General features: G+C 70.6%; 26 protein-coding genes. 12 read left to right on the top strand and 14 right to left on the bottom strand.

Annotated features, from left to right (window positions below; all coding sequences use genetic code 11):
• Positions 1-10 precede the first annotated feature (10 nt).
• Entirely contained in the window at positions 11-1630 is a 1620-nt protein-coding gene (locus ACU5E9_RS12230) for a 5-oxoprolinase subunit B/C family protein (protein WP_456810191.1), read from the top strand.
• The gene (locus tag ACU5E9_RS12225) at positions 1627-3351 is read left to right on the top strand and encodes an acetyl/propionyl/methylcrotonyl-CoA carboxylase subunit alpha (RefSeq protein WP_456810190.1); all 1725 of its coding nucleotides are present in this window, start codon (positions 1627-1629) and stop codon (positions 3349-3351) included. Before ACU5E9_RS12230 ends, ACU5E9_RS12225 begins: the two co-directional genes overlap by 4 nt.
• Before the next feature lie 105 nt (positions 3352-3456).
• Here ACU5E9_RS12225 and ACU5E9_RS12220 read toward each other — a convergent pair whose 3' ends face one another.
• The 6 genes from ACU5E9_RS12220 to ACU5E9_RS12195 all read right to left on the bottom strand — a co-directional run bounded on the left by ACU5E9_RS12220 (position 3457) and on the right by ACU5E9_RS12195 (position 7651).
• Positions 3457-3909: a VOC family protein gene (locus ACU5E9_RS12220; RefSeq protein ID WP_456810189.1), complete on the bottom strand. Its 453-nt coding sequence runs from the start codon at positions 3907-3909 to the stop codon at positions 3457-3459.
• A gap of 66 nt (positions 3910-3975) precedes the next feature.
• Positions 3976-4311: a nuclear transport factor 2 family protein gene (locus ACU5E9_RS12215; protein WP_456810188.1), complete on the bottom strand. Its 336-nt coding sequence runs from the start codon at positions 4309-4311 to the stop codon at positions 3976-3978.
• 84 nt (positions 4312-4395) lie between these two features.
• Entirely contained in the window at positions 4396-5202 is an 807-nt protein-coding gene (locus ACU5E9_RS12210) for a MerR family transcriptional regulator (RefSeq protein WP_456813533.1), read from the bottom strand.
• Between the two features lie 70 nt (positions 5203-5272).
• Positions 5273-6163 (bottom strand): aldo/keto reductase, encoded by an 891-nt coding sequence (locus tag ACU5E9_RS12205; protein ID WP_456810187.1) that lies wholly within the window; start codon positions 6161-6163, stop codon positions 5273-5275.
• A gap of 113 nt (positions 6164-6276) precedes the next feature.
• On the bottom strand, positions 6277-6984 hold the full coding sequence (locus ACU5E9_RS12200) for an alpha/beta hydrolase (protein WP_456810186.1): 708 nt from the start codon (positions 6982-6984) through the stop codon (positions 6277-6279).
• Positions 6985-7057: 73 nt separating this feature from the next.
• The gene (locus ACU5E9_RS12195) at positions 7058-7651 is read right to left on the bottom strand and encodes a TetR/AcrR family transcriptional regulator (protein ID WP_456810185.1); all 594 of its coding nucleotides are present in this window, start codon (positions 7649-7651) and stop codon (positions 7058-7060) included.
• 33 nt (positions 7652-7684) lie between these two features.
• Here ACU5E9_RS12195 and ACU5E9_RS12190 point away from each other — a divergent pair, with 33 nt between their 5' ends.
• On the top strand, positions 7685-8677 hold the full coding sequence (locus tag ACU5E9_RS12190; protein WP_456810184.1) for a DMT family transporter: 993 nt from the start codon (positions 7685-7687) through the stop codon (positions 8675-8677).
• Between the two features lie 26 nt (positions 8678-8703).
• On the opposite strand, the gene ACU5E9_RS12185 is transcribed toward ACU5E9_RS12190, so the two are convergent.
• The gene (locus ACU5E9_RS12185; RefSeq protein WP_456810183.1) at positions 8704-9084 is read right to left on the bottom strand and encodes a DUF2255 family protein; all 381 of its coding nucleotides are present in this window, start codon (positions 9082-9084) and stop codon (positions 8704-8706) included.
• A 216-nt stretch (positions 9085-9300) separates the two neighbouring features.
• Between ACU5E9_RS12185 and ACU5E9_RS12180 the strand changes: the two genes are divergently transcribed.
• On the top strand, positions 9301-10419 hold the full coding sequence (locus ACU5E9_RS12180; protein ID WP_456810182.1) for a DNA alkylation repair protein: 1119 nt from the start codon (positions 9301-9303) through the stop codon (positions 10417-10419).
• Here ACU5E9_RS12180 and ACU5E9_RS12175 read toward each other — a convergent pair.
• Positions 10416-11522, bottom strand: a complete 1107-nt coding sequence (locus tag ACU5E9_RS12175; RefSeq protein ID WP_456810181.1) for a zinc-binding alcohol dehydrogenase family protein — start codon at positions 11520-11522, stop codon at positions 10416-10418. The genes ACU5E9_RS12180 and ACU5E9_RS12175 overlap by 4 nt on opposite strands.
• A gap of 107 nt (positions 11523-11629) precedes the next feature.
• Between ACU5E9_RS12175 and ACU5E9_RS12170 the strand changes: the two genes are divergently transcribed.
• From ACU5E9_RS12170 to ACU5E9_RS12160, 3 genes are all read left to right on the top strand, one after another.
• Positions 11630-12193, top strand: coding sequence for a helix-turn-helix domain-containing protein (locus ACU5E9_RS12170; RefSeq protein ID WP_456810180.1), 564 nt, complete (start codon positions 11630-11632; stop codon positions 12191-12193).
• A gap of 62 nt (positions 12194-12255) precedes the next feature.
• Positions 12256-12855, top strand: a complete 600-nt coding sequence (locus ACU5E9_RS12165; protein ID WP_456810179.1) for a TetR-like C-terminal domain-containing protein — start codon at positions 12256-12258, stop codon at positions 12853-12855.
• Between the two features lie 8 nt (positions 12856-12863).
• Positions 12864-13355 carry an FBP domain-containing protein gene (locus tag ACU5E9_RS12160; protein ID WP_456810178.1) on the top strand — a complete coding sequence of 164 codons (492 nt, stop codon included), beginning with the start codon at positions 12864-12866 and terminating at the stop codon, positions 13353-13355.
• Between the two features lie 19 nt (positions 13356-13374).
• On the opposite strand, the gene ACU5E9_RS12155 is transcribed toward ACU5E9_RS12160, so the two are convergent.
• The 3 genes from ACU5E9_RS12155 to ACU5E9_RS12145 all read right to left on the bottom strand — a co-directional run bounded on the left by ACU5E9_RS12155 (position 13375) and on the right by ACU5E9_RS12145 (position 17613).
• Positions 13375-14454 (bottom strand): carboxylate-amine ligase, encoded by a 1080-nt coding sequence (locus ACU5E9_RS12155; RefSeq protein WP_456810177.1) that lies wholly within the window; start codon positions 14452-14454, stop codon positions 13375-13377.
• A 119-nt stretch (positions 14455-14573) separates the two neighbouring features.
• Complete coding sequence (locus tag ACU5E9_RS12150) at positions 14574-16085, bottom strand: amidohydrolase family protein (RefSeq protein WP_456810176.1); 1512 nt, start codon at positions 16083-16085, stop codon at positions 14574-14576.
• A 49-nt stretch (positions 16086-16134) separates the two neighbouring features.
• Positions 16135-17613 carry a purine-cytosine permease family protein gene (locus ACU5E9_RS12145; RefSeq protein WP_456810175.1) on the bottom strand — a complete coding sequence of 493 codons (1479 nt, stop codon included), beginning with the start codon at positions 17611-17613 and terminating at the stop codon, positions 16135-16137.
• A 133-nt stretch (positions 17614-17746) separates the two neighbouring features.
• Here ACU5E9_RS12145 and ACU5E9_RS12140 point away from each other — a divergent pair, with 133 nt between their 5' ends.
• Positions 17747-19249, top strand: a complete 1503-nt coding sequence (locus ACU5E9_RS12140) for a PucR family transcriptional regulator (RefSeq protein ID WP_456810174.1) — start codon at positions 17747-17749, stop codon at positions 19247-19249.
• A 118-nt stretch (positions 19250-19367) separates the two neighbouring features.
• Here ACU5E9_RS12140 and ACU5E9_RS12135 read toward each other — a convergent pair whose 3' ends face one another.
• Entirely contained in the window at positions 19368-20168 is an 801-nt protein-coding gene (locus ACU5E9_RS12135; protein WP_456810173.1) for an isocitrate lyase/PEP mutase family protein, read from the bottom strand.
• Positions 20169-20252: 84 nt separating this feature from the next.
• On the bottom strand, positions 20253-20900 hold the full coding sequence (locus ACU5E9_RS12130; protein ID WP_456810172.1) for a DNA-3-methyladenine glycosylase: 648 nt from the start codon (positions 20898-20900) through the stop codon (positions 20253-20255).
• 187 nt (positions 20901-21087) lie between these two features.
• On the opposite strand from ACU5E9_RS12130, the gene ACU5E9_RS12125 reads away from it, so the two are divergent.
• Both ACU5E9_RS12125 and ACU5E9_RS12120 read left to right on the top strand, forming a co-directional pair.
• Complete coding sequence (locus ACU5E9_RS12125) at positions 21088-21312, top strand: hypothetical protein (RefSeq protein ID WP_456810171.1); 225 nt, start codon at positions 21088-21090, stop codon at positions 21310-21312.
• Positions 21313-21400: 88 nt separating this feature from the next.
• A complete protein-coding gene (locus ACU5E9_RS12120) occupies positions 21401-21955 on the top strand; it encodes a hypothetical protein (protein ID WP_456810170.1) in 555 nt (184 codons plus the stop codon).
• 75 nt (positions 21956-22030) lie between these two features.
• On the opposite strand, the gene map is transcribed toward ACU5E9_RS12120, so the two are convergent.
• Positions 22031-22807 carry a type I methionyl aminopeptidase gene (map, locus tag ACU5E9_RS12115; protein WP_456810169.1) on the bottom strand — a complete coding sequence of 259 codons (777 nt, stop codon included), beginning with the start codon at positions 22805-22807 and terminating at the stop codon, positions 22031-22033.
• Positions 22808-22948: 141 nt separating this feature from the next.
• On the opposite strand from map, the gene ACU5E9_RS12110 reads away from it, so the two are divergent.
• Positions 22949-23527: a sugar O-acetyltransferase gene (locus ACU5E9_RS12110; protein WP_456810168.1), complete on the top strand. Its 579-nt coding sequence runs from the start codon at positions 22949-22951 to the stop codon at positions 23525-23527.
• A 7-nt stretch (positions 23528-23534) separates the two neighbouring features.
• On the top strand, positions 23535-24104 hold the full coding sequence (locus ACU5E9_RS12105) for a TetR/AcrR family transcriptional regulator (protein WP_456810167.1): 570 nt from the start codon (positions 23535-23537) through the stop codon (positions 24102-24104).
• Positions 24105-24113 lie beyond the last annotated feature (9 nt).

The raw sequence follows: 24113 nt of genomic DNA, 5'->3' as shown, positions 1-24113 counted from the left end.
GAGCGCCGGCATGCGGTTCCTCCCGGTGCGCGACGACGCCCTGCTGATCGAACTCGACGACCTCGACAGCACCCTCACGCTGTTCGACTCCCTCACCAGCGACCCCATCGCCGGCACCGGCGAGCTGATCCCGGGCGCCCGCACCCTGCTCGTGTCCTACCGGCCGAGCGCCGTGACGCCCGCCGAAATCGTGCGGTCCGTGCGCTCCCGCGACCTGGGCGCCCGCGTCGCCGGCGACGGAACCCGCATCGAGATCCCCGTGTCCTACGACGGCGAAGACCTCGACGAGGTCGCCGGCCTGCTCGGCATCAGCGCCGCCGAGGTGGTGCGACTGCACACCGGGCAGGACTACGCGGTCGGCTTCACCGGGTTCGCCCCCGGGTTCGCCTACCTCTCCGGCGGGCACCCCGCCCTGGACGTGCCGCGGCGCTCCTCCCCGCGCACCCGCATCCCGGCCGGATCGGTGGCCCTCGCCGGCACCTTCAGTGGCGTGTACCCGCGGGAGAGCCCCGGCGGCTGGCAGCTCATCGGCACCACCACGGCCCGGATGTGGGACCTCGCGCGCGACCGCCCCGCCCTGCTGCTTCCGGGCGACCGGGTGCGGTTCGTGGACGTGTCCGGCCAGGGCGGCGACACCGCCGCATCCGCTGCCGGGTCATCAGCGGTCGGGTCGGCTGACCCGACGCTGCCGGCCGCCGCCGAACCCACCCACGCGCTGGAGATCATCGCCCCGGGCATGCTGACGCTGCTGCAGGATCTCGGCCGGCCGGGCTACGCGAGCATGGGCGTCTCCAGCTCCGGCGCCCTCGACCCGGTCTCGCTGCGCGACGCGAACCGGCTGGTCGGCAACCCCGCCGGCACCGCCGGGCTCGAACTCACCTTCGGCGGGTTGCGACTGACGGCCCGCGGCGAGCAGGTGCTCGCCCTCACCGGTGCCCCGGCGCCGCTCAGCATCACCGGCCCCAACGGCAGCCGTATCGTGCACAGCGGTCACCCCTTCGCGCTCGGTACGGGGGAAACACTCGTCGTCGGCACGCCCACAGCGGGGCTCCGCAGCTACCTCGCCGTGCGCGGCGGCTTCGACCTGGCACCCGTGCTCGGCAGCCTGTCGACCGACGTGCTGGCCGGCCTCGGCCCGGCACCGGTGACCGCCGGGGCGGTGCTGCCGGTCGGAATGCCCCGCGGCATTCCCGCGGTCGGCCTGCCCGGTTCGCCGGCCGCGCCCCTCGACACCACCGAGGTCGTGCTCGATGTGGTGCTCGGCCCGCGCACCGACTGGTTCTCGGCCGACGCCGTCGACGTGCTCACTGGCCAGAGCTGGCTGGTCAGCCCGCGCTCCAACCGGGTGGGGCTGCGCCTGGAGGGCGAGTCCCTCACCCGCGTGATCGACGCCGAACTGCCCAGCGAGGGCACCGTCGCCGGGGCGATCCAGATCCCGCCGAACGGCCAACCCGTCCTGTTCCTCGCCGACCACCCCCTCACCGGCGGCTACCCGGTGATCGGATCGGTGGCCACCCACCACCTGCCGCTCGCCGGCCAGCTTCCGCCGGGCGCGCGCATCCGGTTCAACCCCATCGGCCCGTTCGCCGAATTCTCCGCCGCATCCGACAACCCCGAGGTACAGCCATGAAGAAAGTCCTGATCGCCAACCGGGGAGAGATCGCCGTGCGCATCATCCGCGCCTGCGCCGACCGCGGGCTCGACACCGTGGGCGTGTACGCCGACAGTGACGCCGACGCCCTCCACGTGCGGATGGCCACCCAGGCGTGGGGCCTCGACGGCGACAGCCCGGCGACCAGCTACCTCGACGCCGACAAGCTCATCGCCATCGCACAGAAGAGCGGCGCCGACGCCGTGCACCCCGGCTACGGGTTCCTCTCCGAGAGCGCCGCGTTCGCCCGCCGGGTCGCCGAGGCCGGGCTCACCTGGATCGGGCCGAGCCCGGAGAGCATCGATCTGCTCGGCGACAAGATCGCCGCCCGCCAGCTCGCCGCCAGCGTCGGCGCGCCCCTCGTGGCCGGCACCCCCGACCCGGTGGCATCGGCGGCCGACGCCGTCGCCTTTGCGGAGGACCACGGCCTGCCCATCGTGATCAAGGCCGCGTTCGGCGGCGGCGGCCGCGGAATGCGGGTGGCCCGCAGCCTCGACGAGGTCGCCGAACAGTTCGACGCCGCCGTGCGCGAGGCCGTCACCGCATTCGGCCGCAGCGAGTGCTTCGTCGAACAATTCCTCGACGCCCCGCGGCATGTGGAGGTGCAGGTCGCCTGCGACAGCCACGGCAACGTCGTCGTCCTCGGTACCCGGGACTGCTCCCTGCAGCGCCGCAACCAGAAGCTCGTCGAGGAGGCGCCCGCCCCGTTCCTCACCAACGAGCAGCGGGAGCGCCTGCACACCTCGGCGGCCGCCATCTGCGCCGCCGCGAACTACCGGGGCGTGGCGACCGTGGAATACCTGCTCAGCGTGGACGGCACCATCTCGTTCCTCGAGGTGAACACCCGGCTGCAGGTGGAGCATCCGGTCACCGAGGAGACCACCGGCGTGGACATCGTCGCCGAACAGCTGCGCATCGCCGAGGGCCTGCCGCTCTCGGTGCAGTCGACGCCGACGCCCACCGGGCACTCCTTCGAATTCCGGATCAACGCCGAGAATGCTGCGCGCGGGTTCCTGCCGACCCCCGGCACCATCACCCGGTTCGAGGCCCCGACCGGCCCGGGCATCCGGGTCGATTCCGGCGTCGAGACCGGCACGGTGGTCTCCGGCCGGTTCGACTCCATGCTGGCCAAGCTCATCGTCACCGGGCCGACCCGCGAGATCGCCATCCGCCGTGCCCGCCGGGCGCTGGACGAGTTCGTGCTCGAAGGCATCGCCTCGGTGCTGCCGTTCGACAAGGCGGTGCTGCGCGACGACGACTTCGTCGGTGGCGAGGCGCTGAACGTGCACACCCAGTGGATCGAGACGACCTTCGCCGAACGAATTCCCGCCGAGGCGCTGCGCCCCGAACCCGTGGAACCCGGGATCACCAGCAGCTGGATCGAGATCGACGGCGTGCGGCACACGCTGCGGATGCCCACCGGCGCCATTTCCACCGGCGTACCCGTCGCCGGCGCGGAGACCGGCGATCTCGCTCCGGCCGACACCGAGCAGGCGGGCGTGGTCGCGCCGATGGCGGGAACGCTCATCACCTGGCTGGTCGAGGACGGCAGCGTGGTCGCCGAGGGCGACCCCGTCGTGGTGATGGAAGCCATGAAGATGGAGACCACGATCGTGGCAACCAGCTCGGGCACCCTGCACCACGCCTATGCCCCCGGCGACGCCGTGGCCGCGGGGGCGCAGCTCGCCTCAATCGACTGACCGGGCGCCGCACGCAGGTAGGAAATGGTGAGATTTCAAGGACGCTTTCGGCAATTGCGTCCTAGCAAACTCACTTTTTCCTTGTAAAGCGCTGCCGCGCGCGTGTCAGCCGGCCGGATGCCCCGCCCGGGCGGCGTCTCCGTCGGGGGTGGCGTCGGCGAGCACCTGCAGGTAGTGCGGGTTCGTCATCACGCCGAGCACGTTGCCGAACGGGTCGACCACGGCCGCGGTGGTGAACCCCTCGCCGCGCTCGCGGAGGTCCTCGCGCAGGGTGGCGCCGAGCTCCAGGAGCCGGTCGACGGCCGCCCGCACATTGTCGACGTGCCAGTTCAGCACCGCGCCACCGGGCGCATCCGCCGACGGTTGCGGGGCATACCGGGCGTCGATCAGGCCGAGCTCGTGGCCGTAGTCACCCACCCGCCACTCGACGTAGCCGGGCATGCGGAAGTACGGCTCCATGCCGAGCAGCTCGGTGTACCAGGCTGTCGCGGCGTCGTGGTCCGCCGCCCAATAGCTCACGTTGCTCATGCCGCGCAGGGTTCCGGTCGGTGCGTTCATGGTGCGTTCCTCTCGTCGAATCGGTAGGTTCCTTCCACCGTAGGCAGGGCGTCGAGAAACGCTAGGTCAGGGTGCGATGAGCAGGTCGGCGATCTGCCCAGCGGCATTCACTGTGAAGTGGTGGCGCAGATCGACGACACCGCCGGGGAAGTTGCCCTCGAGCCGGGTGGTCACCGTGACGGTGTCGCCGGCACCCTCGGTCGACAGCACACGGGTCGTGTAGTCGAACTCGCTGGCGGCGGCGCCCAGCCATCCGTGGATTTCGCGCAGCCCGGTGTAGCTGCGGCCATCGTCGGTGACGCGGGACTCCGGGGCGAACAGGCCGATGGCGGCGTGTTTGTCGGGGCCGGCCATGTGGGCGAAGTACTGGGAGACGGTGGTGGAGCTGGTCTGGGTAGTCATGTCTTCAGGCTCCGCCTTCCCCCAAGGGGAGAGTCAAGCCCGGCGAATGCCGCGCGCCGCGCGCCGCGGGCCGCGCGCCGGAGGTCAGCGCCCGGTGCGGACGATCGGCCAACCGATTTCGGTTGTGGCCGGGCCACCCGCCGCCTCGTCGAGGTAGGTCTCGCGGATCGGACCGTCGATGCCGAGCTCATGCGCGGTGACATACCGGCCCAGCGCGCCGTAGACCTGACCGATGGTGTCGTCGGTGCCGCGGTGCGTGCCCACGGCCAGGTCCACCGGCGGCAGCAGCTCGAGCCGGGCCCGGCCGAGCGGCTCCCGGGGCACCTCGAGCGACGCGACGGGCACGAACAGGGCCGCCGGGCCACGCTCATCGAGGAACAGTTCGGTGCTCCAGATTCCGCCGCGTGCCCCCGTTGCGCAGAGCGCCGTGGTCTGCAGCACCAGTTCGAGGTCGCGGGTGGCCGCGGTGTACCAGTCGCCGAGGTCGGCCAGATCGATGGTGCCGCGGATGACGAGCGCCGGCATCGCCGGCACGCTGCGGAGGGTCACCGCCAGCGGACTCTCCGAGGCTGCGAGCAGGCCCTGCAGCCCGGCCACGGCCGCCCGGGTCTCCTCGAGCTGCACCTGCAGCCGGGTGAGGTGCCCCGCGATCAGCTCGTTCCGCTTCTCGAGTTCGGTAGCGGCGAGGACCTCACCGATGAGCTGAACGGGCATGTCCAGGGACCGGAAATGTCGGATGACCTGGGCATCGTCGATCTGCGCCTCGCTGTACATCCGGTAGCCGTTACCGGGATCCACCCGGGCCGGCGCGAGCAGGCCCACCTGGTGGTAGAAACGCAGCGTCTTCGCGCTGAGGCGCGTCGCCCGGGAGAAATCCCCGATCGTCATCATGGTGGTCACACGTCCATCCTGGTCCTTCCCCCAGGGGGAGGGTCCAGAGATGGTCCAGCGACCCGTCGCGTCAGCTCTCCGGAATGCTGAACTGACCGGGCGGGCGCACCGCGTCGGGGTCGGGGCCACTGCGCACACCGAGGTCGAGGGCGTCGATCCGCGTGAGCTGGTCGGCGCTGAGCGCGAAGTCGAAGACGTCGAAGTTCTCCGCGATGCGCTCGGGACGCACTGACTTCGGGATGGCGCTGCGACCGTTCTGCAGGTGCCAGCGCAGCATCACCTGCGCGTTGCTCTTGCCGTGCTCGGCACCGATCGCGGCGATCACCGGGTCGTTGAGCGCGTTCTTGCCCGTGCCGTCGTTCCAGTTTCCCGGATAGAAGGTGATGCCGCCGATGGGAGACCAGGCCTGGGTGACGATGCCGAGGGCGGTGTTGGCCGCCGCGTTCTCCTTCTGCGCAAAGTACGGGTGCAGTTCGATCTGGTTCACGGCCGGCACGACAGTGCTGCCCTCCATCAGCCGTTCGAGGTGGGGCCCGGTGAAGTTGCTGACCCCGATCGCCCGCACCCGGCCGTCGGCCAGCAGCGTTTCGAGCGCACGGTACGCCTCGAGGGTGATGTCGAACTGCCACGGGGCGGGCTGGTGCAGGATGAGCAGGTCGAGCGTGTCGACGCCGAGCTTGCGAGTGCTGACATCGAACGCGTGCAGGGTCTCGTCGAAGCCGTACTGGCTGATCCACACCTTCGTCTCGATGAAGATCTCGTCGCGATCCACTCCGGATGCCCGGATTCCCTCACCGACCTGGCGCTCATTGAGGTAGGCCGCCGCCGTGTCGATGTGCCGGTAGCCGGTGCGGAGTGCGGACTCGACGGCCGCGGCAGTGTCCTCCGCTGAGCTCTGGAAGACACCGAGCCCGAGGGCGGGCATCCGGACGTCGTTGTTGAGGGTGAGGTAATCGGTCATGACTCAACCGTAGAACCGCGACCCGGCGCGAGGGAGACCCTGGCAAGGCCTCTCTCGCCGGGCCCGCTGAGGGCGCGGGCAGCCTCCGATAGAAGTCGAGCCCGGTCGTGTTCTCAGGACCGGCCGAGTAAGGCCTCGACCTGGTCGACGACGAGGTCGGGACGAGTGATGAACGGGTGGTGCCCGGTGGGCACCTCGACGGAACGGGTCGCCCGGGCCGCATGGAATCTCTGCAGCTCGACCGACGTACTACGGTCCTGCCCGCAGACGATGTAGGTCGAATCGACTCCCTGCCAGCCGGCAACGGTCGTCGGAGTAATAAACGCCCCGGCCGCCTGCGCCGTGACCCGCTCCCACGCCTGCTGTTGCGTCGCCGCGTCGGCATCCTGAAGGAACCGGGCCCCGAAGGTGGTCGCGTCGTAGCCGGCCAGGCTCAGCGTGCCGTTCTCGTTGGCGGCGATCGACACCGGATCGCTCTCGCCGCCCATGATCATGGCCTGCGACTCACCGACATTGGGCAGGTAAGACGACACGTAGAGCAGGTGCGCGACCGCGGGATGCGGGCCGGCCTCGGCGATGATGGTGCCGCCGTAGGAGTGGCCGACCACGATCGCGGAGTCCACCTCATCCAGTGCCCGGCGAAGCGCCGCCGCGTCTGCGACCAGACCGCCGGCGACCTCCTCTGGCGTGGTCTCGCCGCAGGAGGGCAGGGTCACGGCGCGGCTGAGGATGCCGGTGCGCTCCGCGAGCAGATCGGCCGTCGGCTGCCACCACCAGGGCGCGTCTCTCACCAGGGCGCCGTGCACGAAGAGCAGCTCCATCGGGTGTTCCTTCCGCGAGTGACCCGTTCCGCCGAGCTGGACGCTCAGTTGAGAACGAGGATAGTCGGTGCGATCAGAGAATCGCCGCCGCGGCCTCCCGCGCGGCCGCGAACGGGTCGGCGAAGGTGCCCATGCCCGTGGTCACCAGGGCGCCCTCGTAGAGCAGCATCAGGATGTCGGCCACGTGGTCCGCATTGGCCACGCCGGCGTCGCGGCAGAGCTGCGCGAACACGTCGCGCATCCACTTTTTCTGCCGGGTCGCCTCGGCGGCGATCGGATGCGCCGGGTCGCTGGTCTCGGCCCGGGCGTTGATGGCGCTGCAACCCTTGGCGCTGTTCGACAGTGCCCAGCGGGCCGAGACGTCGAACACCGCCAGGATGCGGTCGACACTGCCGGGACGTTCGTCCGCCAGTTCGCCAGCAAGTTCGCTGGCGAGGAAGTCCCGCCAGCGCGCGTCGCGTCCGCGAAGGTAGGCCACCGCCAGCGCCTCCTTCGACCCGAACTGGTCGTAAAGGGTCTTCTTGGTCACCCCGGCCGCCGCGGCGATCGTGTCGACGCCGACGGCGTGGATGCCGTCCCGGTAGAACAGGTCGGACGCCGCCGCCAGGAGCCGCGCGGCGGCCGGCGTGTACTGCGGCAACGCCTCGGGCAGGTTCGCGGAAGTCATGCTCCGACTATACCGGTCAGTATACTCGGCGACATGAGTAAACAGATCGGTATACCCGAACGCCTGATTCTGGTCGGGGCGGCGGCCGCCTTCGTGCTGACCTGGAGCTCCGGTTTCATCATCGCGAAGGTCGCCACCAACACCGCGCCCGCGTTGACCGTGCTGTTGTGGCGATTCGTCGTGGTCGCGGCGCTCCTGCTGATCGCGGTCCTGGTGCTGCGGCTGCGCCGTCGGGAGCTCGTGATGCCCCGCTGGCGGAACATCCGCCCGCACCTCACCATCGGGCTCTTCGCGCAGTTCGGCTACATCCTCCCCGTCTACCTGGCCGTGGGTGCCGGGGTGTCCACCGGAACGACCGCCCTCATCGACGCCATCCAGCCCCTGGTGGTGGCGACCCTGGTCGGCCCGCTGCTCGGGTTGCGGGTGCGCGGGCTGCAGTGGCTGGGGCTGCTCCTCGGCGCGATCGGGGTGGTCCTGATCGTCGCGGCGGATGGCTCCACCTCGATGTCCCCGACGCCGGCCTACGCCCTTCCGCTGATCGCACTGGCCAGCCTCGTGACCGCCACCTTCCTGGACCGCCGCACCACCGCTCGCCTCGGGGTCTTCGCCACGCTCAGCACGCACGCGGCGGTCACCCTGGTGGCGGTCGCCGTGCTCGCCGCCGTCACCGGCAGCCTGGTGCCGCCGGCCGGCGCCGACTTCTGGGTCTCGACGGTGCTGACTGCGGTGTTCCCCGCCCTGATCGCCTACGCGCTGTACTGGTACCTGCTGCGCCGCCTCGGCATCACGAGCCTGAACGCGCTGCTGTACCTGGTGGCCCCGACCACCGCCGTCGCCGGCAGCATCCTCTTCGGGGAGCCGTTCACGCCGGTCACCCTCGCGGGCCTGCTGCTCGGCGGGGTCGCCATCGCGCTGGTCATCGCGCCCGGCCGCCGCGCGACGCCCGAACGTAAAGGCGGAGATCTTCGGGACACGCCGCCCGGGGAGCCCAGCAGCACGGCGAGCCGCGAAAAACTCCGCCTTTAGCGATCCGGGCGCCGATCGGGCACCGGTCAGTCGGCGCGCGGAAGCAGCCGGAACGTCGTCGCCTCGGCGTCCGGGCCGGTGACCGTGCCGACGATGTTGGCGCCGTACCGGTCGTACTTGGCGTGGTACGCGGCGTCGATGGCCGCATGCGCCTCCGGTGCGGCGGCGGCGAAGGTGACGTCCTTCTCCACCCCGCCGGCGCGGATGCGGCCGGTGCCGCTCTTCGTCGCCCGCACGAACCACGGGTTGTTCGAGCCGTAGGCGGAGCGGATGTAGATGTCGTCGCCGGCGCGCACCACCCAGATGGTGACGTACGGCCGCAGGGTGCCGTCGGTGCGGGTGGACGAGACCTTGAGTTCCTCGGCCGTGCCGATGCGGGTGAGTTCGTCTGCGGTCCAGTCGCTCATGCGGGGAGCTCCGTTCGGGTCGGGTCGGGGAGGCGGCGCGGGCGGTGGACGCCGCGCGGTTCTGCTGTCGACGCTACCCACGGTCGCGGGTGCCCAACAGGTTCTGCCAGTACCGGTCAGCCAGTACCGGTCAGCCCGTACCGGTCAGGCGATGTGCCACGCTGGAGACCACCACCACCGCCATCACCAGCACGCGTCACCCTCATCAGGAGTCCCATGCCCTTCGCCGACGAACTGATCGGAGTCCCCACGGCCCGCGCGCTCGCCGCGGCCATCCAGGCCGCCGCACCGCAGGCCCCGCTCAGCGCCCTGCACGCTGCCGCCGAGGCTCTCGGCCCGCTCTCACTGCGGGAGCGCAGCGACCTGCTGCGGGACGCCCTGCTGGCCGACCTGCCCGGCGACTATGACTCCTTCGCCGGCACCATCCGTGCCGCCGCGGCGGGTACGCTGCCGTTCAGCGGCTGGCTGATCTGGCCGGTCACCACGGCCATCGCCGTGAAGGCCGTCGACGCCGGCACCGACGCCGCGTTCGACGACGGCATGCGGATGCTCGCCGCACTCACTCCGCGGCTCACCGCCGAGTTCGCCATCCGGCTGCTGCTCGCCCACGACCTTGACAGGGCGATGCCGATCGTGCTCGGCTGGACCGCTTCGGACAATGCGGATGTGCGCCGGCTGGCGTCGGAGGGCACCCGCCCGTTCCTGCCCTGGGCCATCCGGGTGCCGGCGATCCTGGCCGAGCCCACCGCGACCCTGCCGGTGCTGCACGCGCTCTACCGCGACGACGACGAGGTGGTGCGCCGCTCGGTCGCCAACCACCTCAACGACCTCAGCCGGCAACAGCCCGCACTGGTCACCAGCACCACCGCCGCCTGGTTGGCCGCGCCCGACGCGAACACCGCCCAACTCGTGCGGCACGCGCTGCGCACCCTGGTGAAGAAGGGCGACCCGCTGGCACTGGCGCAGCTCGGCTTCCACCCCGCCGAGGTGGAGGTGCACGGGCCCGACCTGGACGCACCCGCGGTGCCGTTCGGCGGCACGATCGGCTTCACCGTGAGCATCCGCAACACCGGTCCCGAGCCGACCCGGCTGGCCGTTGACTACGTGATGCACCACCAGAAGGCCAACGGCAGCCTCACCGGCAAGACCTTCAAGCTCACCACCGTGACGCTGGCGCCGGGCGAACAGGTCGACCTGGCCCGGTCGCATTCGTTCCGCGCCATCACCACCCGGCGCTACCACCCGGGCACGCACGCCCTCGAGGTGCAGGTGAACGGGGTCGCCTCCGGCCGGGCCGAATTCATCCTGCTGCCGGATGCCGGGCCGCTCGCCTAGAGGCTCACCACGATCTTGCGGGCCGACACGCCCCGGCGCAGGGCGTCCAGGGCCGGCTGCACCTGGTCCAGGCCGCGCCCCACCACCTCGGCGGCCGGCGTGGGCAGATACCGACCCTCGGCAAGTGCGGCCGGCAGGAAGTCTTCCCAGAGCATGGGACCGACCTCGTTCGTCATGAGCGAGCTGCCCCACACGAACCGGGCCCTGATGCCGTGCACCAGGCACCGCGCCTGCAGGGCGACGTTGCCGGCGACGAGCACCGACATCGCGCGCACGAAGGCGAGGTTCACCCCACGCAGAGTGGCGAACGAGACCGACGGGCTCGCCAGGGCGACCCGCTTCGCGCCGGTCGCGGCCGCTATCGCCACACTCGGTTCGGCGGACCCGGTACCCACGGCGAGCACTCCCGCGACGGTCACGCCATTCAACGCGGCGACGATGTCGGCCACGACCGTGGGGCTGGCATAGTCGAAGACGCGGCCGGCGCCGAGTGCGCGCATCCGCTCGTGGTTGTGCGGGGAGGCCGTGGTCACCACGTCGTAGCCCGCCGCCACGGCAAGTTGGATCGCGTTGCTGCCCACGCTCGTGGCACCACCCCACACCACCACCGCCTGCCCGGTGGGCACGGCAGTAATGGTGGGGTGCCGCAGGCCGAGGTGGTTCTGCTGGAACAACGCGGTCGCGGCGGTCGAGATCGCCAGCGGCAGCACCACCGCCTCCTCGAAGGCCATGGTCGCCGGCAGGGGCGACGTCAGTTGCGCTCGGGCCACCGTGTAGTGCTGGAAGCCACCCTCGGCCGCGTGGTCGCGGCCCTTCTCCATCCCGACCGCGTAAGCCACAACCCGGTCGCCCACCCGGAACCGGGTGACGGCGCTGCCGACCTCGACCACCTCGCCGGCGACATCCTCCCCGAGCACCATCGGGTACGGCAACCAGCGGTACATGAAATCACCGCTGGACTGCTTGATGGTGTCCAGCGGGTTGACCGCGAGCGCCCGGTTGCGAATCACGATGTCGGTCGCGCCCGGTGGGGTGTAGGGCGCCGGGCGCACGGTGAGGTCGGAGTATCGGCCGTCCAGCCAGGCCGCGGTGTTGGTGGGCATGAGAATTCTCCGTTGGAGTTGCGGCCGCCCGGTGACGACACGTTGTGTCATCACTATAACGACAGTTCGTGTCATCAGCCACCAAATTGACTGGGTACTGTGGGCTCATGAGTCGATGGGCACCGGATGCAGCGCTGCGGCTGGAAAGCGCCGCCCTCGAACTCTTCGCGGAGCAGGGGTACGCCGCCACGACCGTGCCGCAGATCACGGCACGGGCCGGCCTGACCACACGCACCTTCTTCCGGCACTTCACCGACAAGCGTGAGGTGCTCTTCCTGCGTGACCGGGAGTTTCCTGCCGTTGTTGCCGCGCTGGTCGCTGCCGCACCGCCCTCGCTCACGCCGATGGACCTGGTCATGCACGGCCTGGAGACCGTGACGGGCGAGAACTTCGACGGCTGGCGCGACGGCATGATCCTGCGCCGGGCTGTGATCCGCTCCGACGAGCATCTCCGCGAGCGGGAGCTGCTCAAGTCGTCGCGGCTCGCCGAGGCCATTGAACACGCCCTCATCGCCGACGGGGTCGACGCGTCCGAGGCGGCTCTGGTCGCTCCCTTCGGCGTGATGCTCTTCGACGCCGCGCTCACCGACTGGCTCGACGCCGGCGACGGCCGCCGGCTGCCCGACGTGCTGCGCGCCACCCGCACCCGGTTGCGGGCACTGATCGACTGACCCTGCTCCACCCGAATTACCTATAGGCTGTAGTTTATTAACTACAGCAGGTAGGAACATTCATGAAGCGACCCGGACTGACCGAAGCACGGCTGGTCGCCGCCGCCGCCGCCCTCGCCGACGAGGCCGGGCTGGCCGCGGTGACGGTCTCCGCCCTCGCCCGGCGCTTCGACGTGCGGCCGGCGAGCGTCTACTCGCACGTCACCGGACTGGACGCCCTGCTCGATGCGACAGCGGCGCTCGCGCTGGGAGAACTCGCCGACCGCCTCGCCGAGGCGCTGCCCGGCAAGTCCGGCCGGGACGCCCTGTTCGTCTTCGCCGACACCCACCGCGACTACGCCCGCGCCCACCCGGGGCGGTGGCAGGCGGCGCAGCGCCGGGTCGCACCGGAGGCCGCCGCGGCCGGCGCCGGCGGCCGGATCGCCCGGGCCGCGCGGGCCATCATGGCCGGCTACGGCCTCAGCCCCGACGACGAGGTGCACGCCGTGCGCCTGCTCGGCAGCGCCGTCAACGGCTTCGTGGCGTTGGAGGCGGGCGGCGGGTTCGACCACTCCACCCCACCCGCCGCCACGAGCTGGCACCGGGTGCTCGACGCCGTCGACACGTCGCTCCGCAACTGGCCTGCTGCCGCCGCCCACCCGCATCCGACCCCCACCGATTGAGACACCACATGCTTCCCCTCACCGACGCCACCATCCGGAGTTCGTTCGTGAACGCCTCCCGCAAGGTCGTGGCCGACATCACGCTGCCGGCCGGGTTCGCCGAGATCGACTGGGCGGAACTGGACTACCTCGGGTGGACCGACCCCAAGATGAAGCGCCGGTCCTACGTGGTCGTGACCGTCGACGGCGAACCGGTGGGCGTCGTGCTGCGGCAGTCGGATGCCTCCCCGCAGCGTCGTGCCCAGTGCTCGTGGTGCCGGGACGTGAAGCTGCCCAACGAGGTGGTGCTGTACAGCGCCCAACGGGCCGGCGCGGCCGGACGTAACGGCAACACCATCGGCACCTGGGTCTGCGACGAGTTCCAGTGCTCGGTCAACGTGCGGAAGCTCCCGTCCATGGCCTACATCGGCTTCGACGTGGCCGCCGCCCGCACCGAGCGCATCGAGATGCTCCGCATCCGCTCGGCCGGGTTCGTCGCCGAGGTGCTCAACGCCGGATAAGGGCCCACACCGACCGGGGCTAGGCGAAGGCGCTCTCGTACACGCCGCGCAGGCCGGGGATCCCGCCGGCCTGGAACGCGCGCTGCTGGGTTTCGGCGCCCGTGCCGTCCTGCCAGAGGCGGTCGAGCAACTCCACCACCCGGGGCCGGTCGCCGGCCTCATCCAGCGCGTCGCCGACATGGCGGAGCAGCTTGTCGGTCACCACCCACGCCGGGGCCAGGTCCCGGGTGCCGGGATCGACGAGCCGACCACGGATGCCGTCCCGCGAGGCGTGCCAGAGCGCGGCATCCATCAGCTCGGGCTCCAGCTCGGGCGGCGGCGTGCCCCGTTCGGCCTCGAGGAGCCCGGTCACGACCAGGGCGCGGGCCAGCGCCGCCAGCAGCAGGGTGGAGTCGAGGTCGAGCTGGGCGTCGGCCACCCGCACCTCGAGGGTGGGATATTTCTCGGACAGCCGGGCGTACCAGGCCACCGTGGCCGTGTCGACGGTGCCGGCCACGCCCACCAGCCGGGCCAGGCGCCGGTCGTAGTCGGCCGCATCGGCGAACACCGGCGGGCACCCGGTGGTGGCCCAGCGGCGCATGATCACCGCCCGCCAGGAGGCGAACCCGGTGTCCTGGCCGCGCCAGAACGGCGAGTTGCCGGTGAGCGCCATCAGGGTGGGCAACCACACCCGCACGCTGTTCAGGGCATGCACCCCGGCCTCCCGGCTGGGCACACCCACATGCACCTGGGTGGCGCAGATCTGGTGGTCGCGCAGCATGCCGCGCACCTCCGACCCCACCGTGCGGTACCGGGCCGCATCCGTGAGGGTGGGCGCGGGCGGAGCGTCGAAGCTGGTGCCGGTGCCCACCAGCATCGTGCCGCGCCGACGGGCGGCCGCCGCGGCCCCGGCCCGGAACGCGGCCAGGTCGGCCGCGGCCTCGGCCAGGTCGGAGAAGACCGCTGTGGCCCGCTCGAGTTGGGAGACCAGGAACTCCCTGGTCACCCGCCCGGCCGATTCCGGCGGCAGGTCGTGCAGCACCGCGTCGGCCAGCCCGGCCGGCTGGAGGGTAGGGGGATCGACGAGGAAGAACTCTTCCTCGATGCCAAACGTCGTCATCTTCGGATGTCCCACCGACGGGGTGGATGCCGCACCACGGGCCTCGCGGCTCGTGGTGCGGGCTCGGACAGCAACATCCTGTCACCCCCGGCCGGGCAGGGGAACCGGCCGGCCACGGGTCAGGCGTGCGTGTGCCCGCTGAACCGGTGGATGTCGGACGGGGTGCTCATCGCCCGCTGGTACATCTGGGTGAACGGCGCGGCGAAAACACTGTTCGCGGCGTCGAGGCGGTCCTGCCAGGCCCGCAGCTCCACCAGCCGCTCGCTGAGCTCGGCACGCACGGCCGCCTCGTCGATCGTGGTGATCGTGCCGTGGTCCACCACGATGCGGCCGGCCACCATCACGGTCTCGATCGACGAACCGTTCTCGGAGTAGACGAGCTGCACGTCCAGCTTCTGCCGGGGCGTGAACGCCAGGGTCTCCAGGTCGAAAATCACCAGGTCGGCCTGCTTACCGGCCTCCAGCGACCCGATCGTGGCCTCCCGCACGGCGCTCCGGGCGCCACCGAGCGTCGCCGCGTGCAGCACCTCGCCCACCGTGGGCCAGGCGGTGAAATCGGGCTCCGTCACCTTGTGCAGCAGGGCGGTGGCCTTGATCACGTCGAGCATCCGCGGGGAGTCGCTGCTCGAGCAGCCGTCGGTGCCGAGCCCGAGGTTCACGCCGGCGTTCAGCAGCTCCCGCCACGGCGCGATGCCGGAGCCGAGCTTCATGTTCGAGATCGGGTTGTGCGAGACGGAGGCACCGGCATCCGCCACCATCTCGATGTCCTCCGGGGTCAGCCAGATGCCGTGCGCGAAGGTGGTGTTGCGCACCAGCGCGCCGATGCCCGACAGGTACTTCACCAGCGACTGGCCGTACTTCTCGCTGCCGGTCACGAGCTGGGTTTTGGTCTCCAGCACGTGGATGTGGAACTCCGCGTCGAACTCCAGCGCCAGTTCGGTCGCCCCCACCAGCACATCCTCGCCACAGCGCTGCGGCGCCGACGGTGCCACCATGTAGCGCAGCCGGCCGTTGCCGCGGCCGTCGAGGGTTTCGAACGCCCGGCGGCTGAGCGCCAGGTACTCGGCCGCGGTGGGCACGGTGAGGGTGCGTACCTCGGCCGCGACCGCCGGCGGCAGGTACTCGTCCATGAACGGCAGAGTGTCGGTGAACGGCTTGCTGATGATGTGGCCGGAGATGTTCGCCCGCACCCCCACCTGGTCGTAGGCGTCGAAGACCGCGGTCAGCTGCTCGAAGTCCTGGTCCGGGTTCTCCAGCACGTCGTCGACCAGCGCCGTCACCCCCGACTTCAGAGACTCGATCGCGAAGAGCTTGCTGCGGAGCGCGATCAGATCGGGTTCCACCCGGCTGTTGCCGAGGATCGGATAGCACATCGCCATCCACAGCTCGAGCGGCAGGTTGTCGTAGCGGCCCTTGTACAGCGCCTCCCAGGAATGGGTGTGCGCGTTGACGAGCCCGGGGATGACGAGCTTGTCGGTGCCGTTGATCACGGTGTCGCCGGCGGTGGCCTCGAGGGTGGGGGCGATGCTCTCGATCACGTCGTCGACGATCCTGATGTCGCGGCGCACCGGGTCGCTGCCCGAGACGGGATCCATGGTGATGACGGTGGCGTTCTTGATGAGGTAGGACATGACAGCTTTCGACGTGAGGTGTGGTGACGCGTGGGGAGGGTGGGGAGGGTCAGGCGGGCACGTTCGCCCGGGTGACGACCGGCGCCGGGGCGGCCACGGCCCGCTGCCGGGTGAGCCAGGCCTTGTGGCTGGTGCGGGCGAGCAGGTAGTAGCTGAGGGCGGCGCTGAGGCCGCCGGCCAGCCAGGACAGGTCGATGCCGCCCAGCAGTGCGGACACCGGGCCCTGCAGCACCGCGACGGAGCTGCTCAGGAACAGCCAGGTGAAGATCATGCCGATCAGGAAGGAGACGAGGGCGCGGCCGCCGATGTCGGCCATCCGCTTGCCGCCGATCGGGTCGAACACGAAGCCGAAGTCGGTGGAACGGCGGTCGAAGACGAAGTAGTGCACCATCATGACGCCGGCCCAGGGTGCGACCCAGGCGACGATGCCGATCAGCCAGGCGTCGAGCACGGCGGCGACGTCGTCCTGGAAGATGAACACGATGCAGGCGATGAAGGCGAGGATGCCCATCACGACGTTGAGCACCCGCCGGTTCACCTGTACGTCGAGCGCCTGTACGGCCAGGCTGAACGAGTAGATGTTGAGCACATTGGTGGCGATGGGGCCGTGCAGCACGAGCAGCAGAACTGGGATGGCCAGGGCGCCGAAGTTGCTGACGATCAACTCGCCGGGGTCGACGCTGCCGTTGGTGGTGGCCAGGGTGGCGCCGAGCAGTCCGAGCCAGATGACCGGGATGAACTGGCCGAGGGCGCTGGCCAGGAAGAGCTTGCGCTTGGGCTGGGTGGGGCCGATGAACCGGGAGTAGTCGCCGGCGTAGGCCAGCCAGGTAATGCCCCAGCCGATGCCGATGGCGGTCATCACGATGGACATCGCCACGATGCGCTCGGTGCCGGTGAGGCTGACGCCGGCCGGTCCGGCGTAGTTCCAGTCGATGTCGATGAAGAACCAGGCGAAGACCGACATCAGCGCGAGCACGACGAGGGTGGGCGGCACGGTCCAGCGTTCGAACGCGGCGATGGCCTTGTAACCGGCGAGGGCGATGGCCACCTGCACGGCCATGATCAGGGCGGCGACGCCGATCTTCCAGCCGTAGTTCGGGTCATCGGGGTTGAGCCAGCCGAGCTGGCCGAAGAGGGCGATCACCAGGTCGAGCACGATCCAGGTGTTCACCGCGCACCAGCCGATCACGACGACCGCCTGGATGGCGGCCGGCACGTAGTTGCCGCGGCGGCCGAACACGGCGCGGCTCAGCAGCAGCCCGGTCACGCCGGTGCGCTGGCCGAGGAGCACGAACAGGCCGAAGATCGCCATGCCCACGACGTTTCCGGCGATCAGCACGGTCATGGTGTCCCACAGGCCCAGGCCCATCTGGATGCCGAGGGCGCCGAGCACCCAGTTGATCGGGGCGATGTTCGCGCCGGCCCAGATCCAGAACTGGCCCGACATCCGGGCGGTGCGCTGCTCATCCGGAATCGGTTGGAGACGGTCTTCGACGTCGTGCTGGCCTGAACTCGAGGCGGCGGTCATGGCTTCTCCTCATGAGGGGTGGGAATGTGGGGGCTCGGTGCGAGCTCGGAATTCAGTTTGCGAGTGCCGTATTTCCTGCGCCTGCGGTTTTGTGTAAATTCGTCGTGACGCAGATTGGACAAAACGTATGGTCATGACGGTTCGGCAGATTTTCGAGGATGCCTACTTCTTCGCGGCCGATCCGGCCGTGGTCGCGGGCTTCGCGCACCTCGATTCGCCGCTGCGGTGGGTGCACGCGAGTGAGCAGCGCGACATCGCACCGCTGCTCCGCGGCGGTGAACTGGTGCTGATGGAGGCGGTCAACCTGGCCGCCGACACCGCCACCGATGCCGACCGAACCGCGTATTTACGCTCCCTGAGCGAGGCTGGGGTGGCCGCGCTGGCGATCGAGCTGACCGGCCGGATGCCGGCGATCCCGGCGGTGATGGTGGAGTGCGCCACCGAACTCGGGCTGCCGCTGATCGCCCTGCACCGGCGCATCCCGTTCGTGCAGATCTGCGAGAGCATCAACACCCAGCTCGCCGACAGCTCGCTGGTGCGACTGCGGCTGGCGGACAGTATGTCCATTGCGCTCTCGGATACGGTGCGGGAGCTCACCGAGATCCCCGCCATGCTCGCCGTGCTCAGCGCGCAGACCCACGCCGAGGTGGTGCTGATGTCGCTCTCCGGGGAGGAGATCGGCCGTGCTGCCGGTCCCGGCGGGCCGGTGTTGCCGCTTTCCTTCTCCGCTCCGGTCAGCTTCGGCGGCACCGTGGTGGCACACCTCACCCTGCGCCCCCGGGAAGAGGCCGACATCTACCTGATCAACGCGGCGCTGGAGCGGGCGCCGGAGCTCCTGGCGATCGCGTTGCTGCAGCTGCGTCCGCCGACGAGCGACGAGCGGCTGATCGGCCAGTTCTTCGCGATGTTGAGCGCGGGCGCGCCGGCGGATGCGGAGCCGGAGCGACTGCCGGAGATCGCGGACACGCTGGGAGTGCCCGCCGACGGTGCGTTCGTGGGCATCGTCGCCGACCTGTCCGGGGACATCCAGTCGTTGCGGGCGGTGCGCCAGGCGCTCGACGGCCAGGCGCCGGGCCAGCTGAGCCAGCTGGTCGGCACCGATTTCATCGTGTTGCTCTGGTGCGACGATCGCCTCGACCTGGAGAGGATGCGCGCCGCCGTGCGCGCCCGGCTGGAGGAGCTGGTGGCGGAGGGCCTGCCGGCGATCGTGGGCATCGGACCCGGCAGCTCCGGGCGGTCCGGCCTGGTGCGGGAGGTCGCTGCCGCCCGAGGCGCCGTGGCCGTGGCCGATTCCCCGGCCGGCGGGCTGGTCGCGGATGCGCGGGAACTCGCCGTTCCCCGGCTGCTCGAGACGCTCAGGGCGCGTGACGCCCAGCCGGTGCTGGACGCCTTCGTCGAGGAACAGCTCGGGGCGCTGAACGCGCTCGACCCGGACCTGCTCGCGACCCTCGCGGCCCTGATCGACAACTGGGGCAGCAAGACCGCGGCGGCCCGGGCGCTCGGGGTGCAACGCCAGACCCTGCACCACCGCATCACCCGGATCGAGGGCGTCGTCGGGCCGCTGTCGGGCCTGGGCGCCAGCACGGCGCCCCTGGTCGTCGCTGCCCTGCTCAACCGGGTGCTTCGTAACCCGTAGCCGGCCTCGACGGGCATAACTCCTGCAATTTCCCGGACCGCGGGGTGGTGCCCCCGGAATCATGCGGCTCCAGGGCGCGGCAGAGGAATTCTGCAGGAGTTATGCCCACTGCTGGGGGTTAGAGCTCGAAGGGGAAGCCGAGGTCCTCGGGGTAGTCGCCGAGCGCGGTGAGCGTCGTCGCCGCGCGCTGCAGTGCGGCGAGGGCCAGGCCCAGGGTGCCGGGGCCGAAGCTGACCCGGGAGATGCCGAGTTCGGCCAGGCGCGGCAGCGGCACCAGGCCGGGCGCGCCGATCACCGAGATGCGGCCGTTGACCTCGTCGAGGGCGCGCTTCACCTTGTCCTCATCGCCGAGCCCGAGGAAGAAGATCACGTCCGCGCCGGCGTCGAGGTAGGCGTTGGCGCGCTCAACCGCTTCGGCCCAGTCGCCGCCGCCGGCGAGGGTGTCGACGCGGGCGTTGATCACCAGCGGCACCCCGGCCGCCTCGGCGCCTTCGCGGGCAGCGGCCACCCGGGCGGCGGCGGTCTTGATGTCGAACTGCGGCGCCTTCGGGGCGCCGATGGAGTCCTCCAGGTTGATGCCGGCCGCGCCGGCCTCCTCGATGAGGCGACGGACGTTCACGGCCACGCCAGCGGCATCCGCCGCATAGCCCTTCTCGAAGTCGATCGAGACCGGCAGGTCGGTGGCGCCGGTGATGATGCGGGCGGCGATGATGGCCTCGTCGACGCTGAGGCCCTCGCCGTCCTGGATGCCGCGGACGTTGGAGACCGAGTGCGAGGCGCTGGCCAAGGCCTTCACGCCGGGGGCCTCTGAGACGATCTTCGCTGTGATGGCGTCCCACACGTTCGTGACGATGAGCGGCGTGCCGGGCACGTGCAGCGTGTTGAGGAGTTCGGCCTTCTGGATCAGTGTGTTGGTCATGGAATCAGTCTGCCCGTCCCGTTGCGGCTTGTGCCGGTGGGTTTCAGACAATGACGTGTTACTCAGGGGAGTGCCAGAAAGCGTTCAGGTTCGGCGGGCGGCCGGTTTGTAGGCCGAGACCGACGGTTCGCCGGGCAGCCAGTACCGCCACGGGAATGCGGCCCCGTCGCCGCTGGGTCCGCTCAGGCCCACCCGGGGGCCGGTCTGGTGCGAGAGCACGCGGTGGTCCTCCGGCAGCCAGACGCTCCACTGCCCGCCGAACAGGTCGTCGCCGTCATCCCGGCGGGTGGCGTCCAGGCACTGGGCCACGCAGGCGGGCCCGCGGGCGAGCTGCCAGTCCGGCAGCGGGCTGATCCGCGGCTTGGCGGAACGGCGGGCGCGGGCGAGGTCGGCGCCCAGGATCACCTCGCCGGCCCGCACCAGGCAGCCGTACGGTTGGCCGGCCCGCCCGGTCACCAGGTTGATCGCGTGGTGCATGCCGTAGGTGAAGTAGCAGTAGATGTGCCCGGGCTCGCCGAACATGCTGGCGGTGCGGGCGGTCCTGCCGCGGTACGCGTGCGCCCCGGGGTCACGCTCGCCGCCGTACGCCTCCACCTCGGTGAGGCGGATGGCCACGGTGCCGTCGGCATCCGTGCGGGCCAACACCGCGCCGAGCAGCTCGGGACCCACGACCAGCGAATCTCGGGCGAAGAACGCGCGCGGCGCCGGGACGAAGCCGGGAAGGAAGATCATCGCACCACCCTAAACCGACCCGTTATGGGCGTATCCGGCAATCGTGGGCGGTGACACCCTGTAAGCAGTCGACGGCTTGCAGTTGAAGGATCTGACCCTGAGCCCGAGATGCGGTTGAGGGAGGCACGTGGTTGTGGAAAGAACAGTGCAGGCAATTTCTCTCAGCATCGCTGACCGCCACTTCCGTTTGCGTACGACAACCGACCTGGCCGAGTTCTCCGCCCGCCTCACCGCCGCGGTGCGCTCCGGCGGCGGCATGGTTGACATCCCCGTTGCCGGCGAGGGACGCGTGATCGTGCTGGTCTCCCCGGGAGTGAGCGTCGTGCTTGAGACCCACGAGGTGGACCCCGGCATGTTTCTCGAGCAGGGCACGGTGGTGCCCTGGCTCGGTGCCGACGACATCGAATACTGACTTTTTGCGCGCCGATCGGGCCGGATTCGACACGCCCGGGTCCGGCCGGCCCTATCTTTGCCGGCGCGTGCTGTTGTTGACTGAATCGATGGGGAACACACGGAACACCTATCGAACCGTCCTGAACATCCTGGGGGGAACCGCCCTCCTGGCCGGACTGGCCGCCTGCGCGGCCGGTCAACCGGAGGCCACCGGCAGCGCCGCACCGACGCCGAGCCTCGCGCCCAGCGCATCCGCAAGCACCACGGCAACACCCACGCCGGAAACGGGCACGGACCCGGTCGAGACGGCCGCCTGGGCCGCCGGCGTCGTTCCGACCGGAGGCTCCGACGGCTTCATCCTGGCGCAGAACGGGCACTTCGAGGCCGGAACGCCCGGGGCCTTCACCGTTCAGCTGGCCACGCTGCCGCCGGGAGGCTACTCGGTGTACTTCGCCTGCCGCGGCGACTCCGAGACCACCGTCACGCTCGCCGTCGCGGGTGATGACGCCGCGACCCTCTCCGGCGGTTGCGCCGGCGAGTCGACCGGAATGGACGTCACCACGACGGCCGACGGGGTCACCTTCCAGGTGACCGGCGAGAGCGGCGAGGCCGTGGACTGGGCGCTCGCCGTCACCGACCTCCTGCCCCGGACGGAGGGCTGAGCGACACGGCGCCGGGCTCCGGTGCTCTGGGCGGCCGTGCTGGCCACCACGCCGCTGGGTTAGCCGGCAGCGGCCCTACGCTGCGGGCCGGGGCCGGGTGAGCACGATCGGGCCGTCGTCGGTGATAGCGATGGTGTGCTCGGAGTGGGCGCCGCGGCTGCCGTCGGCGCTCCGCAGGGTCCAGCCGTCGCGGTCGGTCTTGAGCTTGTCGGTGCCGCGGAGGAACCAGGGTTCGATCGCGATCACCAGGCCGGCCCGCAGCGGGTAGCCGCGGTGCGGCCGGCCGGCGTTGGCCACGTGCGGGTCGCCGTGCATGGTGCGGCCCACCCCGTGGCCGCCGAAGTCGAGGTTGACGCGCAGGCCCGCCGCCTCGGCCAGGCTGCCGATGGCGTGCGAGATGTCGCCGATCTTGTTGCCGATCACGGCGGCGGTGATACCGCCCGCGAGGGCGTCTTCGGTGAGCTTGATCAGGGCGAGGTCCTCGGCGCGAGCGGCGCCGGCAACCAGGCTGACCGCCGAGTCGGCCACCCAGCCGTCGACGGAGGCCGCGAAGTCCAGGCTTACGAGGTCGCCGTCGGCAATCGTGTAGTCGTGCGGCTTGCCGTGCAGCACCGCGTCGTTCACCGAAGTGCAGAGCACGTAGCCGAACGGTCCGCTGCCGAACGAGGGGGCGTAGTCGAGGTAGCAGGACTCGGCGCCGCGGGCCCGGATCAGCTCGTGAGCGTAGGCATCCAGCTCGAGCAAATTCGTGCCGACCGTGGCGCGGGCCCGGAGCGCCGTGAGGGTCTCGGCGACGAACGCACCGGCAGCCTGCATCTCATCGATTTCCGCCGGAGTGCGCAACTCGATCATTCCGCCACCTTTCCTACCGTGTCGGCGCCGCCGAATGCAACGTCCGTCTCCCAGTCTGGTGGATGCGCGGCCGCCCGGCGTGCCCGAGACCCGCCCGCTCATCAGTGTACGAACGTACCTCCAATGGGTACACTCGTACACATGACGGACTATTTCGCGAACGATTCCCGCAGCAACCGCGAACGAATGCTCGCCGGCGATCTCTACATCGCCGATGATCCCGAGAACGAGCGGCTGGCCCAGCGCGGGGCCCGGCTCGCCGACGACTACCACCGGGCCGTTTTGGCCGGCGAGCCCACGGCCCGCCCGCTGCTGGAGGAACTCCTCGGCAGCCTCGGCGACGATGCCTTCATCAAGCCGCCGTTCTTCGTCGACTACGGCGAGAACATCCACCTCGGCGCGCGCACCTTCGCCAACTACAACCTCGTCGCGCTCGACGTCGCCCCGATCAGGATCGGTGCGGACTGCCAGATCGGTCCGAACGTGCAGCTGCTCACGCCCACGCACCCGATCGAGCCGCAGCCCCGGCGCGACAAGCTCGAGGCGGCACAGCCGATCACGATCGGCGACAACGTCTGGCTCGGCGGCGGTGTCATCGTCTGCCCTGGGGTCACGATCGGGGAGAACAGCGTCATCGGCGCCGGCGCGGTCGTCACCCGCGACATCCCGGCGAATGTGGTTGCCGTCGGCAACCCGGCCCGCGTCATCCGGTCGATCTGAGACCGGCATGAATCCCCGAGGCGAAGGCACGCCCATCGTGGTTCGGCGGGTGGACCCGGACCGGCGCAGCCGGATCATCGACGCGGCGCTCGACGTGATCGCGGCGGACGGCGTCGCCGGCACCTCGCATCGCAAGGTCGCGGCGGCCGCTGACGTGCCGCTGGGCTCGATGACCTACCATTTCACGGGCATGGACGAACTCCTCCGGGAGGCGTTCACGCGGTTCGCCGACCGCGTGGCCGACCGGTTCGACCGGCGGATGGCGGGCATCCGGGACCTGGACGACGCCCTCGAGGCTGTCGCCGCGAATGTCACCGACGACATCTACGCCGAACCCGACGATTTGGTCCTCACCCACGAGCTGTACACCCTGGCCGCGCGGGAGCCCGCCTTCCGCGCCATCACCGAACAGTGGATGGGACGCACCCGCGCCGTGCTCGAGCAACACTTCGACCCGCTCACCGCCCGGCTTCTCGACGCCCTCATCGAGGGGCTCACCATCCACCGCGCGCTGGACCGGGTGCCGGCCGATGCGGCGAGTGTCACCGTCGCCGTCCGGCGCATCGCGCGCACCTGACCCGCGCCA

The organism is Cryobacterium sp. AP23 (assembly GCF_054075385.1).
The sequence above is the reverse complement of the archived record's forward strand: the minus strand, read 5'-3'. Positions and strand labels throughout refer to the sequence as shown.